Annotated in this window: 18 protein-coding genes and 1 riboswitch; of the genes, 11 read left to right on the top strand and 7 right to left on the bottom strand. The window is 31.9% G+C overall.

Annotation, left to right across the window (positions count from 1 at the left end; all coding sequences use genetic code 11):
• Positions 1 to 116: 116 nt before the first annotated feature.
• Positions 117 to 292, top strand: a riboswitch (Lysine riboswitch).
• A gap of 77 nt (positions 293 to 369) precedes the next feature.
• The 8 genes from HMPREF2561_RS05425 (at position 370) to lysA (ending at position 8,586) form a co-directional block, all read left to right on the top strand.
• Positions 370 to 1,575, top strand: a complete 1,206-nt coding sequence (locus tag HMPREF2561_RS05425; RefSeq protein WP_170999967.1) for an aspartate kinase — start codon at positions 370 to 372, stop codon at positions 1,573 to 1,575.
• A gap of 59 nt (positions 1,576 to 1,634) precedes the next feature.
• Complete coding sequence (locus HMPREF2561_RS05420; protein WP_017174705.1) at positions 1,635 to 2,624, top strand: aspartate-semialdehyde dehydrogenase; 990 nt, start codon at positions 1,635 to 1,637, stop codon at positions 2,622 to 2,624.
• A gap of 1 nt (position 2,625) precedes the next feature.
• Positions 2,626 to 3,507 carry a 4-hydroxy-tetrahydrodipicolinate synthase gene (dapA, locus tag HMPREF2561_RS05415; protein WP_048682768.1) on the top strand — a complete coding sequence of 294 codons (882 nt, stop codon included), beginning with the start codon at positions 2,626 to 2,628 and terminating at the stop codon, positions 3,505 to 3,507.
• Between the two features lie 2 nt (positions 3,508 to 3,509).
• Entirely contained in the window at positions 3,510 to 4,235 is a 726-nt protein-coding gene (gene dapB / locus HMPREF2561_RS05410) for a 4-hydroxy-tetrahydrodipicolinate reductase (protein WP_017174707.1), read from the top strand.
• Positions 4,236 to 4,259: 24 nt separating this feature from the next.
• Positions 4,260 to 4,979, top strand: a complete 720-nt coding sequence (gene dapD / locus HMPREF2561_RS05405; RefSeq protein ID WP_019835540.1) for a 2,3,4,5-tetrahydropyridine-2,6-dicarboxylate N-acetyltransferase — start codon at positions 4,260 to 4,262, stop codon at positions 4,977 to 4,979.
• A 108-nt stretch (positions 4,980 to 5,087) separates the two neighbouring features.
• Positions 5,088 to 6,239: an amidohydrolase gene (locus HMPREF2561_RS05400; RefSeq protein WP_019835541.1), complete on the top strand. Its 1,152-nt coding sequence runs from the start codon at positions 5,088 to 5,090 to the stop codon at positions 6,237 to 6,239.
• A gap of 6 nt (positions 6,240 to 6,245) precedes the next feature.
• On the top strand, positions 6,246 to 7,319 hold the full coding sequence (locus HMPREF2561_RS05395; protein ID WP_017174710.1) for an alanine racemase: 1,074 nt from the start codon (positions 6,246 to 6,248) through the stop codon (positions 7,317 to 7,319).
• A gap of 1 nt (position 7,320) precedes the next feature.
• Positions 7,321 to 8,586 carry a diaminopimelate decarboxylase gene (lysA, locus tag HMPREF2561_RS05390; RefSeq protein WP_017174711.1) on the top strand — a complete coding sequence of 422 codons (1,266 nt, stop codon included), beginning with the start codon at positions 7,321 to 7,323 and terminating at the stop codon, positions 8,584 to 8,586.
• Between the two features lie 185 nt (positions 8,587 to 8,771).
• Here lysA and cspA read toward each other — a convergent pair whose 3' ends face one another.
• Both cspA and msaA read right to left on the bottom strand, forming a co-directional pair.
• Positions 8,772 to 8,972: a cold shock protein CspA gene (cspA, locus tag HMPREF2561_RS05385; RefSeq protein WP_001831260.1), complete on the bottom strand. Its 201-nt coding sequence runs from the start codon at positions 8,970 to 8,972 to the stop codon at positions 8,772 to 8,774.
• A gap of 205 nt (positions 8,973 to 9,177) precedes the next feature.
• A complete protein-coding gene (gene msaA, locus HMPREF2561_RS05380; RefSeq protein WP_017176340.1) occupies positions 9,178 to 9,486 on the bottom strand; it encodes a regulatory protein MsaA in 309 nt (102 codons plus the stop codon).
• Positions 9,487 to 9,653: 167 nt separating this feature from the next.
• On the opposite strand from msaA, the gene HMPREF2561_RS05375 reads away from it, so the two are divergent.
• The 3 genes from HMPREF2561_RS05375 to HMPREF2561_RS05365 are packed head-to-tail and all read left to right on the top strand — an operon-like array spanning position 9,654 to position 11,745.
• Positions 9,654 to 9,926: an acylphosphatase gene (locus tag HMPREF2561_RS05375; RefSeq protein ID WP_048680155.1), complete on the top strand. Its 273-nt coding sequence runs from the start codon at positions 9,654 to 9,656 to the stop codon at positions 9,924 to 9,926.
• A gap of 17 nt (positions 9,927 to 9,943) precedes the next feature.
• Positions 9,944 to 10,570, top strand: coding sequence for a 5-bromo-4-chloroindolyl phosphate hydrolysis family protein (locus HMPREF2561_RS05370; protein WP_017176338.1), 627 nt, complete (start codon positions 9,944 to 9,946; stop codon positions 10,568 to 10,570).
• Positions 10,571 to 10,605: 35 nt separating this feature from the next.
• A complete protein-coding gene (locus HMPREF2561_RS05365) occupies positions 10,606 to 11,745 on the top strand; it encodes a toxic anion resistance protein (protein ID WP_070468463.1) in 1,140 nt (379 codons plus the stop codon).
• A gap of 56 nt (positions 11,746 to 11,801) precedes the next feature.
• Here the strand turns inward: HMPREF2561_RS05365 and brnQ are convergent, their stop codons facing one another.
• The 5 genes from brnQ to HMPREF2561_RS05340 all read right to left on the bottom strand — a co-directional run bounded on the left by brnQ (position 11,802) and on the right by HMPREF2561_RS05340 (position 17,123).
• Positions 11,802 to 13,145, bottom strand: a complete 1,344-nt coding sequence (gene brnQ, locus HMPREF2561_RS05360; protein WP_019835259.1) for a branched-chain amino acid-like transporter carrier protein BrnQ3 — start codon at positions 13,143 to 13,145, stop codon at positions 11,802 to 11,804.
• A gap of 119 nt (positions 13,146 to 13,264) precedes the next feature.
• The gene (locus HMPREF2561_RS05355) at positions 13,265 to 15,154 is read right to left on the bottom strand and encodes a vWA domain-containing protein (RefSeq protein ID WP_070468461.1); all 1,890 of its coding nucleotides are present in this window, start codon (positions 15,152 to 15,154) and stop codon (positions 13,265 to 13,267) included.
• 12 nt (positions 15,155 to 15,166) lie between these two features.
• On the bottom strand, positions 15,167 to 15,958 hold the full coding sequence (locus HMPREF2561_RS05350) for an ATP-binding protein (protein ID WP_017176334.1): 792 nt from the start codon (positions 15,956 to 15,958) through the stop codon (positions 15,167 to 15,169).
• Positions 15,959 to 16,075: 117 nt separating this feature from the next.
• Entirely contained in the window at positions 16,076 to 16,279 is a 204-nt protein-coding gene (locus HMPREF2561_RS05345; protein ID WP_025987180.1) for a DUF6501 family protein, read from the bottom strand.
• A 34-nt stretch (positions 16,280 to 16,313) separates the two neighbouring features.
• Entirely contained in the window at positions 16,314 to 17,123 is an 810-nt protein-coding gene (locus tag HMPREF2561_RS05340; RefSeq protein ID WP_070468459.1) for a VOC family protein, read from the bottom strand.
• Positions 17,124 to 17,336 lie beyond the last annotated feature (213 nt).

The following is a 17,336-nucleotide window of genomic DNA, read 5'->3' as shown; positions in this document are numbered from 1 at the left end:
TCTTTTCTTTAACAGTAATATTACTTCAATAATTTTCAGTTTATTTCAAAAAATCACAATAATCGGTTTACAGTTAAAAGGTGCTTATGTATAATTAAAAACATAGTAATTGAATAAGAAATTGATGAGGCGCATCAATCATTAGTATATATTAGAACACTGTCTGCCACGGCTAATATAGAAAGGGTGCGATGCCGAAACGAATTGCAACCGCAGTAAGCGTTCGTTGGACTTTGTGGTTAAGAGCTGAGAGTTTGTCATTATTATTTAATAATGGAGTGCATCACTTGTATATAAATTACGAGCAAGTTCGCACATTCCGAACTTGCTCTTTTTTATGACGTGTGCCCCTAAATTCTAGGAGGTAAAATCTTGAAACGACGTGTTTTGAAGTTCGGTGGTTCATCTGTCGCCGATTTTACAAAGATAAAAAATATTGCAGAAATGCTTAAACGCCGTGTAGATGACGGTGAACAACTTATTGTTGTCGTAAGTGCTATGGGCAAAACAACAGATCAATTAATGGAAAATGTTTCTCATCTTACAACAACTCCAAAAGATGAAGAACTTGCTCTATTATTAACAACTGGTGAACAACAAACAGTTTCTTATTTGTCGATGGTATTAAATGATATTGGCGTAAGTGCTAGAGCTATGACTGGATATCAAGCAGGTATCAAAACAGTAGGTCATCATTTAAAAAGTCGAATTGCAGAAATTAATCCTGAAACATTTAATAAGGAATTTAAAGACAAGGATGTTTTAGTTGTAGCAGGTTTCCAAGGAGTGAACGACGAATTAGAGTTAACTACACTTGGTCGTGGTGGTTCAGATACGACTGCTGTTGCATTAGCAGCTAGTAATCAAATCCCTTGTGAAATTTACACTGATGTTGATGGCGTTTATGCTACTGATCCAAGAATTTTGAGTGAGGCAAAACGTTTAGATTATGTGTCTTATGAAGAAATGATGGAAATGAGTGCTTTAGGTGCTGGTGTGTTAGAAACAAGAAGTGTAGAACTTGCTAAAAATTATGATATCCCCTTGTATTTAGGTAGAACGTTATCAAATGTGAAAGGAACATGGATTATGCCAAGAACAGAAATATTAGAAAAAAAAGCCGTAACTGGAGTTGCATTAGATACACATATGATGCATGTAACAATTAGTTACCCTCTTCCAGATAATCGCCTTCTAACTCAATTATTTACTGCTTTAGATGAAGGTTCAGTTAATGTGGATATGATTTCTCAAATCGTAAATGTTGAAGGTTTACAACTATCTTTTTCTATTAAAGATAGTGATGTACAACAAATTTCAAGTATCTTAGAGGAACTTTCTACAACATTTGATGCTTTAGATTATAAAATTAATGAAGCTTACGTCAAAATTTCGTTAATTGGTTCAGGAATGCGTGATATGTCTGGTGTAGCTTCAAAAGCATTTATTACGTTAATTAATTCTAATATTCCATTTTATCAAACAACAACTTCTGAAATTAGTATTTCTTATGTTATTGATGCAGAAAATGGAAATAAAGCGGTTGAAGTTCTATACGATGCTTTTGATATTTAAACTTAAGTTAAAATAAGTAATTCAAAATTCAATTAATATTTAAATGGAGTGATTCTTTTATGACAAGATTAGCAGTAGTTGGAGCAACAGGATTAGTCGGAACAAAAATGTTAGAAACAATTGATCGTAAACATATCCAATTTGATGAGTTGGTATTATTCTCATCAGCAAGATCAGCAGGTAAAGAAATTGAGTTTCAAGGGAAAACATATACAGTTCAAGAACTTACAGAAGAAGCAGCAAGTGAAAAATTTGATTACGTGCTAATGAGTGCAGGTGGCGGAACAAGTAAACAATTTGCCCCTATTTTCGAAAAAGCTGGAGCAATTGTTATTGATAATTCAAGTCAATGGCGTATGACAAACGATGTGGATTTAATTGTACCAGAAGTTAACCAACCAGAATTTAAACGTGGTATCATTGCTAATCCTAACTGCTCAACAATTCAGTCGGTCGTGCCACTTAAAGTTTTATACGATGCTTTTGGATTAAAACGTGTAGCTTATACAACATATCAAGCAGTTTCGGGTTCAGGGGTTAAAGGTAAGAGAGACTTAGCTGAAGGTGCGAATGGTAAAGCTCCAGAAGCTTATCCACATCCTATTTATAATAATGTTTTACCACATATTGATGTTTTTTTAGAAGATGGATATACAAAAGAAGAGCAAAAAATGATTGATGAAACACGAAAAATTTTAGGACAACCTGACTTACGTGTGACTGCAACATGTGCACGTGTACCTGTTCAAGATAGTCATAGCGTAGAAATTGATGTTACTCTTGATAAAGAGGCAACAGTTCAAGAAATTAAAGATTTATTTGAAAACGATAATCGTGTTGTTTTAGTAGACAATCCTGAAAATAATGAATATCCTTTAGCTATTAATTCAACAGGTAAAGATGAAGTGTTTGTAGGTAGAATTCGTCGTGATGACTCACTTGATAATACTTTCCATGTTTGGTGTACTTCAGATAACCTACTTAAAGGTGCAGCTTTAAATGCAGTTCAAGTGTTAGAACAAGTCATTAAATTAAAAGGAGCTAGATAATATGGCACATATTTTTGAAGGTGTAGGTGTAGCGCTTGCTACTCCATTTACTAATAATGAAGTTGACTATAAAGCATTAGAACGACATGTTCAATTTTTACTTGATAATAATGTTAAAGCAATTATTGTAAACGGCACTACAGCAGAGAGCCCTACTTTAACAGAAGAAGAGAAAGAAACAGTACTTCAAGCGGTGATTAAACAAGTTAATCATCAAGTGGCTATTATCGCTGGAACTGGTACAAATAATACAGCTAAATCTATTCAAGCTTCATTACGTGCTAAAGAATTAGGTGTAGATGGTATTATGTTAATCACACCTTACTATAATAAAACGAATCAACGTGGCTTAATTAAACATTTTGAAACCATCGCGAATGAAGTTAAGTTACCTGTTGTTTTATATAATGTACCTTCAAGAACGAATATGACAATTGATCCTGAAACAGTCGAAACATTAAGTCATAATGATTACATTGTAGCTATTAAAGATGCTACAAATGACTTTAACTATTACGAAGAAGTGAAAAAACGTATTCATCAAGATGAATTTGCTTTTTACAGTGGTAATGATGATAATGTCGTAGAATTCTATAATCGTGGAGGTAATGGCGTAATTTCTGTCATTGCTAACGTTATTCCGAAAGAATTTCAAGCACTTTATGATGCTAAACAAAATGGGAAAGAAATTGAGAAAGACTTTGAACCGATAGGTCAATTGTTAGATGCACTTTCAGTTGATGTCAACCCTATTCCAATTAAAGCTCTAACAAGTCATTTAGGATTTGGAAATTATGAATTAAGATTACCTTTATTACCACTAGAGAAAGAAAAAGCAAATGTATTAGTGAATGCTTATAAAGCATTTAAAACGGAGGAATAAAAATGAAAATTTTACTCATTGGATATGGCACAATGAATCAACGCGTTGCCAGATTAGCAGAAGAAAAAGGTCATGAGATTGTTGGTACAATTGAGCCAGAAGAACATCAACATTCACCATATAAAGCTTATCATCATATTGCAGACGCACAAAATGAAGCCGATGTAGCGATCGACTTCTCTAATCCTAATCTATTATTACCTTTATTAGATGAAGAGTTTGAATTACCTTTAGTGATTGCTACTACTGGTGAAAAAGAAAAACTGATTCAAAAATTAGAACAATTAAGCGAACGTATGCCTGTTTTCTTCAGTGCAAATATGAGTTATGGCGTCCATGCATTAACTAAAATTCTAGAAGCAGCTGTTCCCCTTTTACAAGATTATGATATTGAGTTAACTGAAGCTCATCATAATAAAAAAGTGGATGCGCCAAGTGGCACACTCGTCAAACTTTATGATGTTATTAAAGAATTACGTGAAAATGTAACGCCTGTTTACGATCGACATGAGCGAACTGAAAAACGTGAAAAAGATGAAGTCGGTATTCATTCAGTTCGTGGCGGTACAATTGTAGGCGAACATGATGTTTTATTTGCTGGCACAGATGAAACAATTACCATTTCTCATAAAGCGCAATCTAAGGACATTTTTGCAAATGGCGCAATTACAGCTGCTGAAAAATTAAACACAAAATCAAATGGTTTCTATACATTTGACAACTTATAAAATAACTTAAGGAGACTCTAAACTATGGTACAACACTTATCTGCACAAGAAATTATTCAATATATTAGTGATGCTAAAAAATCAACACCATTAAAAGTATACGTAAATGGACAATTCAATGACGTCACTTTTCCTAATACATTTAAAGTATTCGGATCTGATGATTCAAAAGTAATATTTTGTGAAGCGGATGATTGGAAAACATTTTATGAAACCAATCAATCATATATTACTGACTTAGAAATTGAAATGGACCGTCGTAATTCTGCTATTCCTTTAAAAGACTTAACTAATACAAATGCACGTATTGAACCAGGTTCATTCATTCGTGAACAAGCTATTATCGAAGACGGTGCCGTTGTGATGATGGGAGCAACAATCAATATTGGCGCTGTTGTAGGTGAAGGTACTATGATTGATATGAATGCAACATTAGGTGGTCGTGCGACAACAGGTAAAAATGTTCATGTAGGTGCCGGTGCAGTATTAGCGGGCGTTATTGAGCCACCTAGTGCTTCTCCAGTAGTAATCGAAGATAATGTATTAATTGGCGCAAACGCAGTTATTCTAGAAGGTGTAAGAGTTGGCGAAGGCGCTATTGTAGCTGCTGGTGCTATCGTGACTCAAGATGTTCCTGCTGGTGCGGTTGTAGCTGGTACACCTGCTAAAGTCATTAAACAAACATCTGAAGTTCAAGACTCTAAACGAGAAATCGTTGCAGCGTTAAGAAAATTAAATGATTAATGACAAACTTGAATAATTGAATGCTAAAGGCTGGGACAACATGTTCTCAGCCTTTACGATTAAATGAATACATAAGTTGAATAATAAATGAATAAAGGATTGATTAAGATGAGCGAATTAGAATTTGTCACACAACATAGAAGACATTTACATCAACATCCAGAATTAAGTCTTCATGAATTTGAGACAACTCAATATATTACTCGATTTTTAGATGAATTAAATGTATCTTACGAGCAACCTCTTGAAACGGGTGCTATTGCATATTTAGAAGGTAATAGTGACCATACAATTGCATTTCGGGCAGACATTGATGCCCTACCCATTTTTGAAGAAAATAATGTCGATTATCGTAGTCAAACAGATAATGTGATGCATGCTTGTGGTCACGATGGTCATACAACAGCATTGATGTTATTTGTTAAACGATGTAAGGCGATGGCTGATCAACATCAATTACCTCATAATGTCGTGTTTATCTTCCAACCAGCTGAAGAAACAGGCGGTGGCGCAAATCGCTTAATTAAAGCCGGTGCTTTTAATCAATATCCTATTGAAGCAGTATTTGGCATTCATGTAAATCCTTTCGCTGACGAAGGACAAGTCGTGATACGCGATGAAGAAATTACAGCAAGTGCCACTGAATATCGTTTTTTCTTAAAAGGATTATCTAGTCATGTAGCTGATAAAGAGCAAGGTCATTCATGTGGCGAAGCACTGATTCATGTTTTAAATCAAGTTGGTCAAATACAGCAATATCATTTAAATGGACTAAAACGTAATATTGTTCATATGGGCCACTTTAATGCAGGTGAAGCAATTAATACGGTTCCTAGTAATGGTTATTTAGAAGGAACTATTCGTACTTATGATGCCACTGATTTAAATATCGTGAAAAATCAAATGAATAAAATTGCAAAAAGTGTGAAATTATTATTCAATGTTGATTGTGAAGTCAAATTTGAAGAAGGATATCCTGCTACAATGAATAGTCCTAAACTACGTCATATCGTTGAACAATCTATTCTATCTGCTAATTTAAAAGTTATTGAAAAGCCTCTGCCATTTTTATTCGGCGAAGACTTTAGTTTTTATGGCCAACAATTAGCACCGTCTTACTTTGCTTTTGTAGGAACTCGAAATGAAGATAAAGGCTTTATCACAGGCTTACATACATCGCATTTAAATTTTGACGAAAAAGTGCTTATTGATGTTGCCAATTACTATGAACAAATATTGAACCATTATGGAAAGGAGTAAATTAAATTGACAGCAGTTTGGTCAGTTGATTCAAAAATCTTTTTAAGAAATGCAACTAAAGTAAAGAATAATCAATCAATAATGGCAGTTGTAAAAAATAATGCTTATCATTATGGATTAGAGTTTGCAGTAAGAACATTTTTAGAAGCAGGTATCCATACATTTAGTACGACTTCCTTAAAAGAAGCAGTGAGAGTTCGTAAACTTGCACCTCATGCTACAATTTTTTTAATGAATGCAGTTTATGACTTTGATACAGTTCGAAATAATAATATTCAAATGACGCTTCCCTCTTTAGAATATTATTATCAGTACAAAAGTGAATTAAAAGATATTAATGTTCACTTAGAATTTGAAAATTTACTCCATCGTTCAGGTTTCAAAAATCTTGATGAAATTAAAGAAGTACTTCATCATCATGAAAATGATAATGGAAGTGAAATGAATATCGTTGGCCTATGGACACATTTTGGATATGCAGATGAATTTGATGTTCCAGAATATGGGATTGAACGTGAAGCATGGTTAAACGTCGTTAATACATTATTAAATGAAGGATACCAATTTGAACTTATCCATGCGCAAAATAGTGCGAGTTATTATCGTGAAGGACAACAACTTCTTCCCTATCATACACATGCACGTGTAGGTATCGCTTTATATGGTTCAAGACCATATAGCAAATTAGATGAACATGAGATTGAACAAGCCTTAACCGTAAAAGGAAATGTAATTCAAGTTCGTGAAGTAAATAAAGGTGATTATTGTGGTTATAGTTTTGCATTTGAAGCAACGCATGATCATACACATCTTGCAGTTGTTGATATTGGCTATGGTGATGGTATTTTAAAAAAACGTGCAACACACGAAGCATTAATTAATGGTAAACGTTACCCTATTCGAGCATTAATGATGAGTCATATGTTTGTTGAAGTCGATGATGATGTTCATGCACAAGATGAAGTGATACTATATAATAATGATATACGCATTGATGAATACACATTCAAAGGTGTTGGCGCTAATTCAGAACAACTTAGTGCGATGAATCACGATTCTCTTATAAAGGAGTTTAGATAAAATGTCAGTTAAATATAATGATTACGGTGAATTAACAATGGCGGGTACAAGTTTGAAAACACTAGCTCAAAGTTTTGGTACGCCTACCATTGTTTATGATGAAGATGAAATTCGCAATCAAATGCGTCGATTTCATAATGCTTTTCAAAAAAGTGGATTAAAATACAATATTTCATATGCTTCTAAAGCCTTTACTTGCATTCAAATGGTAAAGTTAGTTCAAGAAGAAAACTTACAATTAGATGTCGTATCTGAAGGCGAACTTTATACAGCATTAGAGGCTAAATTTGATCCTAGTCGCATCCACTTCCACGGCAATAATAAAACGAAACGTGAAATACAATATGCTTTAGAAAGTGGCGTTGGCTACTTTGTTATTGATTCTTTAGAAGAAATTGAATTAATCGATCGCTATGCAAGTGATAGAGTTAATGTTGTCATTCGTGTGAATCCTGGCGTAGAGGCGCATACCCATGAATTTATTCAAACTGGTCAAGAAGATAGTAAATTTGGTCTTTCAATTCGCCATGGTCTTGCAATTCAAGCAGTTGAAAAAGTCGAAGCATCAAAACATCTTCATTTAAAAGGAATACATTTCCATGTAGGATCACAAATTGAGGGTACTGAAGCTATGATTGAAACAGCTAAAATTGTTTTAAATTGGCTTAACGAGCATCATATCCAAGTTGAATTACTTAACTTAGGTGGCGGTTTTGGTATTAAATATGTCGAAGGTGATGTAAGCTTCCCTATTGAAGAAGGTATTGCTGAAATTACAGATGCGATTAAATCTGAATCAGAAAAATTAAACTATGACGTTCCTGAAATTGGTATTGAACCAGGACGTTCAATTGTTGGCGAAGCGGGTATTACGTTATATGAAGTTGGAACAATTAAAGACATTCCTGAAGTAAATAAATATGTTTCTATTGATGGTGGTATGAGTGATCATATTAGAACTGCTTTATATGGAGCCAAATATCAAGCATTACTTGTAAATCGTCATGAGAAGGCAGACGAAACGGTAACTATTGCCGGAAAATTATGTGAATCTGGAGATATTATTATCCGAGATGCTATGTTACCTTCTTCTGTAAAACGTGGAGATTATTTAGCCATTTTATCTACTGGCGCATACCATTACTCTATGGCATCTAATTATAATCAAATGCAAAAACCACCTGTTTTCTTCTTAAAAGATGGAAAAGCACGTGAAGTTATCAAACGTCAATCATTACGTCAATTAATAATTAATGATACAAAATAAAATAACGAGAAAGTTTATATTTACCCGTTCAAGTTGCACCATAATAAAGAAGCCAGTAAAAGAGTTTTTAAAAACTCTTTTACTGGCTATTTTTTCTGAGATTTATGTCCCAGCCTCATTTATATATAAAAAACACCCTACATCTTGGTAAGGTGTTACTAAAGTCAATTTTTGCAATCTATAAATTATAGTTTAACAACGTTTGCAGCTTGAGGACCGCGATCGCCTTCAACTACTTCAAACTCAACTGATTGACCTTCTTCTAATGATTTATAACCTTCTTGGTTAATTGCTGAGAAGTGTACGAATACGTCGTTTTCTCCTTCAACTTCGATGAAGCCAAAACCTTTTTCAGCGTTAAACCATTTAACTGTACCTTGTTTCATAATTGTGAAACCTCCAAGACTAAAATTCATTCAATATGCATTATTCGCATATTACAAAAAATACGTGTTATAAATATGTATAAATAACAAAATGCTATCAATCAATATTACAGATATTCTTTGCAATATGGAATAAAACTATTGCTTGATAACTATTATATGTTAGTTTGAACTAAATTGCAATACAATTATAGAAAATTCTCTTTTAATTAATTTTTGGTAGATTATAATAAACTTCTTTATTATTTAAAACAATAAAACTATAAAATATTTGTAAATCTTCATCACAATCTTCACAAAAATTTAAATCACAATTATTATAAAATGCATAAATATTATATTTCCCAATAACATAATTATTATAATATTTTTTACTTTTTTTAATAATTGATTGATAATCTTCTAACATTTCTTCATAGTTACTATAATGATGTTGTTCTACGATTTTTTCTGTCCAGTCGCTAAATAACCACCATCCCTCGTAGTCTGCACGAATCTTTGCAACTGTCCACATGACTAAGTCCCCTCTCAAATTAAAACTCTAATAAATATTGTAACTTTTTTTTAGACGAATTCAAGCTTAAAGACTCCGTTCTTTTAATTGAGATAAAGATGATATGTATATTAATTATTAGTTTTTTGTAGGAAAAATACGTATAATATAATGTAGAGGTGATAATGATGCAACATAAACATATACAAGTATTTGGAACTGTCCAAGGTGTAGGGTTCCGTCATCATACTGAATTAATTGCAAAAAAACTTGATATATTTGGTACTGTTCAAAATGTTGAGGATTATGTAGATATATATGCTCAAGGTGACGAGGAAAAAATAAAATCATTTATTAATAAAGTGATTGCTGGTGCTTCTCCTGCATCTTCAGTTTCTGATTATAGTATTGAAGATTTAGACGTAACAAATAGATACTCAGAATTTAAAACGATTTATTAAATAAAGGAAGATGAATATTGAGATATAACCTTTCTCGGCTTCTGGGTGTTTTAGTAGGAATTCCAATAGCTATTATCTCATGGGTGACAAGTGTATTTGGATTTGATTTATCCTTTATACTTGATGCCCTAATAGGTATTGGAATGTTTTTTGTATCTTATTTTCCTACTCAAAGATTGACATCCAAAAAATATTTAAATGAAATTGGATTATCACGTAGAGACTATCGTTTTGTTAATCAACAACTCAATCAATCACATAATAAAATTCGTAATATTTTAAAATCATATATTAATATCAGATCGATTAAAGATTTTCGTCAAATTAATGATATTTATAAAATTTCTAAGTCTATTCATTTTGCTGTTAAACAGAGACCTTCATCATTTTTCAAAGTAGAAAGTTTCTTTTATTCGCATATAGATAATGCACTAAATTTAATTGATGCATATACCCGTTTATCTAAAATGCCAAAAAAATCTGCTGAAGAAAAGCAAAAATTAGAGCAAACACGTATTACTTTAGATGAGGTGAAACGTACACTTATTGCAGATTTAAAAAGACTTAATGAAGATGATTATGAGCGTTTAGATATTGAAATGGAACTTAATCGGTTACAACACAAGCGATATAAAAAATACTAATTTAAAGTTAAGATAAGAATGGAGAGAATTTTTAAATGAATCAAAAAGACCAATTTATTAACTCACATCCATTAGATGATTATATAGATCATCAAACGCATGATGTTTCAACTCAAAATGTTAAGCAAGACTTTGAACAACAATTTAACGAACAAGATTTTAAAAAAATTGATTCAATTAGTCAACAAATCAAACCACTAGATAGTGAAGGCCTATTATCTTTTGGGACACATCTACAACAGAACATGTCTCAATTTTCACATCAAATGTTAGATGAAGTTCAATCGAAAGATGTGGGTCCTATTGGTGATACTTTAAATCAATTAATGTCTAAGTTAAGAGAAGTTAATCCTGATGACTTGAATCAAGACAATCAATCTAAACTTAAACGTTTATTTAGACGAACAAAAGCTTCAATAAATGAAGTATTTTCTAGAATGCAATCTGTAAGTTCACAAGTTGATAGAATCACCATTCAATTGGATAAGCATAAAGGAAATTTAACTAAAGACATTCAGTTACTCGATCATCTTTATGAACAAAATAAAGTATATTTTGAGGATGTTTCTCTATACATTGCTGCTGCACAGCGTAAAAAACAAGAAATAAATGCTAATGAATTGCCTAAATTGCGTCAACATGCAGAACAATCTGGTAATCAAATGGATATTCAAAGTGTCGCTGATATGGAGCAATTTGTTGATCGATTAGATAAAAAAATTTATGACTTACAATTATCACGTCAAATTGCAATTCAAACAGCGCCGCAAATTCGTATGATTCAAAATGTGAATCAAGCATTAGCTGAAAAAATTCAAAGTTCTATTCTCACAAGTATTCCTTTATGGAAAAATCAGATGGCTATTGCCCTCACTTTAATGAGACAAAAAAATGCTGTAACAGCTCAGCGTGCAGTTACTGATACCACAAATGATTTACTTACACGAAATGCAGCCATGTTAAAACAAAATGCAATTGAAACGGCTACTGAAAATGAACGTGGTATCGTAGATATTGAAACGCTTAAAGCGACTCAAAATGACATCATTGAAACGATTGAACAAACACTGCAAATTCAATATAATGGACGTCAAAAACGTCAACAAGCTGAAAGAGAATTATCACAACTCGAGAATGAATTAAAAGAACATTTACTTACTATGAAAAAAGAATAGATAAAATTAAAACACCGATTGCTCTCATTTAAAGAAGTAACCGGTGTTTAGTATATCTATTCCTTTTGATAAACAATATACGATTGATTTATAAACTTAGATACGATATACCCCATTATGATTGAAATGATAGCTATAGGTAACCATTCTAAAGAATATTGCTTAAGGGGTAAATGATTTATAACATTTAATTTTATTAAACCTAATGTATTTATTGTACTTACAATTGAAACAAGACTAACAATAATAATAGGTATTTGTTGCGCAATAGGTTTAGTTGGAATAAAACGCGCAAGTAAAATTAAAATAATCATAGTAATGGCTACAGGATAAATAATACTTAACACAGGAACAGACATGTTTATAACAGTATTTAATCCTAAATTAGCCAATATAAAACTGATAATTGTAAAACCTATAACATATACCTTATAACTAATTTTTGAAAATATACTATAAAAGTATTGACTCACAGATACAATAAGTCCACAAGCTGTAGTTAAACAAGCTAAAGCAACAATGATACCTAGTAAGTATTTTCCTAGAATACCAAAGCCGTTTGTAGCCATGGTAGTAAGTAAATAAGTTCCTATATTTTGATTTTTAGCCATTAGAGATGTAATCGTATTTTGACTTATTCCCATATGATTACCAATATAGCCTAAAGAAACATATATAAAAATTAATGCTAAAGCGGCAATAAATCCAGCTATAACTGTTTGTTTAAATATTTGATTGGTGTGTTTAACTCCTGTTGCTTTAATGGCATTAACCACAATCATTGAAAATGCAATTGCTGCAATTGCATCCATTGTTAAATACCCTTCAATAAAGCCGTGTGAAAAACTTTCTATATTTGAAGAATATATCTCTGGATTTCCATGAGATGAACTGTGTCCCTTATAATCTACAAATCCTTTAATAATCATGGCCAAAATTGTAATTAATAATAAAGGAGTTAATAAAGATCCAATTCGATCTACTATTTTACCAGGATTAATACATAAATATAAAACAACAATAAAATAAATAAGTGTAAAAATGAATAAAGACATATTACTATTTGAATGCGTAATGGGTGTAATAGTCATTTCAAAAGACGTAGATGCAGTACGTGGTATAGCAAATAGAGGTCCAATGGTTAAATAAATAATAATGAGAAAGATAACTGAAAATCTCGGTGACAGTTTATTAAAGGCACCAATATATCCTTGTTTATCAAGTGCCCCAACGACTACTCCAAGTAATGGTAAGCCTATTCCAGTCAAACAAAAAGCTAAAATTGCTGGCCAGAAATAGGCACCACTTTCTTGTCCTAAATTAGGAGGAAAAATTAGATTACCTGCGCCAAAAAACATAGCAAATAGCGTAAAGCCGATAATCCAAGTATGTTTATTCATAGAATTGCTCCTTTTTATGTATATGTTTGCAATATTTAACATTCTAGCACAAAAAGAATTGACAAGTCTATGTATGTCACAAAAATTTGAATATTATAAATCAATATACAGTTTAATTATTAGAAAGATTTTAATAATAATTTTTTTAGCAATGGTGATAAGTGACTCGGTAAATTTTCAACACCTTCTACAAATAATGCAAATTGTCCATAAATATTATGAATGGTTTCTTCAATATCTTCAGTAATAGGATCTTGGCTTAAAAAGACATTAAATACTTCGATTCCAAATTTACGCGCCATTTCCACAGCTTCATACGTATCTAAAATACCGTCTTGAGCATAGTTATATGCTGAAGGTTCCCCATCTGAAAAGATAATTAAGAAACGTTGTTGATGACTTCTTCTTAATAAACGTTCACTTGCAATTCGTATAGCTACGCCATCTCTATTATCATCTTGAGGATGTAATGACATAATGCGTGGTCCGCTTTTTTCCATAATTGAACGATCGTAATGAACGATTTCATCAATGATATTGGGTTGTTTTCGATCATCAGAGTCAAAAGCATCTTCGTTAAAAGCAAGTATCTCATGTTTAACGTTGAGTGCTTTTAATGTTTCATGAAATAATACGACGCCTTTAATCGTTTCTTCCATTTTATCAAACATACTAGCAGATACATCAATCAGTAATGTAAAAGTCGCATCGAATGTTTTACTAAGGTCTTGTTTTTTATAAAACAATTTATATTGATCATCAATAAACCAATTGGTTAAATCACGTTGAAGACGACCTTTAGTCAAATTATGACGTTCGTCAACATGTTCTCTATCGATGGTTTTCTTTATAATCTGAATTAAATCTTTAGTTTCAAATTGTACTTCATTTTTAACTTGCTGGTAGCTTGAAATATACTCTGGCTCTATATCAGGCACTTTCCATTCTATTTCGACATTTTCATTAATACCACGTAAAGCAAATGATGGATTAGAACCTATAGAACCGCCTTCATCACGATCAAGTGAATGATTAGAGCCACGTCCTTTTTTCGTCATCATATCTGTCATATCATCAGTTGAATCACCTTCACGTGCAGTGTCGTTATCACTCATAACATCACTATTTTCACCTTCATGTAATTCCATTTCAAGATAAGCGCCACCTTCAGATTTACTATCTTGAGCGTTTGTTTCAGCTTCGGCTGATGTAGTGTCAGTTTCTTCGTTTGTATTATCTTGGCCATCAACATTACTTGCATCCATACGTTTAATATCCTCGTAAGACATTTCGTGAATAGCTTCGTATACTTTTCTAGGAAGATGATAATATTCATTTAACATATCATGTGATAACATTTCATCGATTTGGAACATGATACGTTGTGCAAGATACATATTATCTTCAGATGATTCATTTTGGAAAAAATCAGGTAAATATTGAAACATGTGATTTAATATGTCATCTAATTGTGGATGTATCGTGGGTATATCAAAGAAGTTTTGACTTAAAAATGCGTGCTCTAAATATAAGAAAAGTAAATCTGTATATACCGTTTTTGTTTTATAGAATTTAATTTGTGATTCCGTATAAGATAATCGAGTTTTTACTCTTAAATCAATTTGTTTAGCAGTGCTAGGTCGCTCCTCTTTAATAAAATTAAAAACGCGCATATCTTCTAGCAATCTAAAGAGTTGATGATAAAATTTGGGATGGCTAAATTCATTATCATGAAGAACTTCATTTACGATAGCTTCGTCCATCATTTTATAACCGTATGCAGCGAGCATGACATCTGTTTTTAACCCTGCACTTTCAATATCTTTTGGACGATGAGACCAAAACCAACTTGTAATTAAAGTATTATTAATAGGATCATAATAAGGGAACTTTTGAATTTTTACTTTAGTTTGTTCGTTTTTCAGTAGTAAGCGCGCTAAATCTTGTAACATCATGACTTGCTTAGCATCTAGCTGCTCATCATTAAATTTTATAAAACGATCACTCATAATAATCCCTCTCTAAAAGTTTAGTTCGATTGCATTTCTGATGGCTTGCTGTTCGCGTTCATCTTCAAGTTTATCGATAATTGTACGCTGAATTGCTCTCTCTATTGGCATAACTGTAATTAAGTCACTTAAGTCAATTAACGCACGAATACTAGCTGCTTCTTCTGAAATTTGTCCTTGTTTTGACATTGTACGTAAGTCTTCATTAAATTTAATGATTTTTTTAATTATATCATCATCTTGAAGCTGGCTTTGTTGTTTAATGACATCTTTAAGAATGTCTCCTCCAATGTAATCAACTTGTATGACAATAAAGCGGTTTTTTAATGCTTCATTCATTGGTAATGTACCAACATAGCCTTCATTTATCGCAGCAATTACATTGAAACCAGGGGCTGCTTTAATTACTTCTCCAGTAAATGGATTGGTTAACTGACGTCTATAGTCTAATACGCCATTTAAAATAGGTAATGTTTCAGGTTTAGCCATATTGATTTCATCAATATATAAGATATGACCTTCTCGCATGGCTTTTATAACTGGGCCGTCAATAAAAATAATTTCTTGTTGACCTTGTTCATTTGTTTTTATTGTTTTAAAACCTAATAAGCTCTCTGCGTCTAAATCAACAGAACAGTTAACTTGATGCATCGGCGTTTGGACTACTTCACTTAAAGTTTCAGCTAATCGTGTTTTACCAGAGCCTGTAGGGCCTTTTAATAAAATATTTTTATTTAAATTAAACAATGCTTGTGCATCATTGAATACAGATTGATCTGAATTGATATAATGATTATTTGGCATTTTAATATTCTCCTTTATAAGATGAAAAAATAGACCGAGAGCGTGTATAAATGTATAGATATTGGTACATCACTCTGAGTCTTAATTTAATCGTTATCTTTTAGAAATTGAATGTATTTAAACTTCTTTAAAATAATCTTTGTAATAACCACCTACTAGACCAGAGTTATCAATGATTTGATAATATTCTTCAGTTTCATTGATGACATCATATTGTTTTCCAATAGTAAGCATATCTGATACTGTGAATTTTTTTGCATCAGTATTAACTACCATCACTTGTTTAATTGGTGTGCGTGATTTCCAATCTTCATGTAACATTGCCATTTTAAATCCTCCAATAAAATGAATTATATTATTTTTTTTCTAAAGTATATATGAAAGAGATGCCGCTACCTTCAGTAATGCGTAACGATTGAGCATCACCTTGATTTAATATTTGATAAGGAATACCAATTTCATCCAGTTCTTTTCGTGCATGTTCAAAGTCTTCAGTTGAATTTATACTGAATTCAATTTGTTCCACAATTCCTTCTTCTTTTAATTCAACTTGTTCATTAGATTGATATAAATGAATTTCTCCACCAAGTCCACCATCTCCGATTTTAAATACCTGGACAGTTTGATCAGGAAATTCAGTAGATTCATATTCAGCATAATGCGTTAAATTAAATACATTTTTAAAGATAGAAGTTGTAACCAATAATTCGTTTACTTTAATAATTACTGGTCCCAACCCTTGAATTTGGTGAAGAGGATTAACAGCACTTTCAAAAGTAGGTGTGCCTAATCCAATACCAACATTCAGTTCATTAGAATAGATATCAAAAATTTGATGATTATCATCTTTAAAATTAAAGTGCTGATTACCGTTTAATTCAGTGATTGAACTAAATTGAATATTATTTTTTTCTAATATTTGTTGATATTCTTCTAAACCAGCATTCGATGGTGTTCTTAATCCCACGCTTGATATATGTACATTTCTATAATTAGGATTAGGAACTTCTACAAAGTGAAGTCTTGTACCAGGATTTAATTCAGCATCACCAAAACGTAATGCCTGTCTTTTTGTTGCAACATTAAGACCTAAAATATTATGAAATAAATTCTGTGTTTTTGAGAGATCACTTGTTCCAATCGTAACACTTCTTAGTCCACTCATTCATCGACACTCCCATTTATATATCTTTTCTTAAACATTATAACGTATTTTATATATGAATAATATGTTGAACGCTTAAATAAGAGTATTGTTTTTTATTATAAAATATACGTAAATAAAAATATTATAAATGATTAAAGTTTGTATAATAAATAACATATATATAAGATAATATATATGATATACCCCTCCCCTACCTTGTTTTATAAAGGT

This window comes from Staphylococcus sp. HMSC069E10 (assembly GCF_001809205.1).
Taxonomy (GTDB): domain Bacteria; phylum Bacillota; class Bacilli; order Staphylococcales; family Staphylococcaceae; genus Staphylococcus; species Staphylococcus hominis.
Note: the sequence above shows the minus strand (reverse complement) of the source record. Positions and strands in the feature narration are given on the sequence as shown.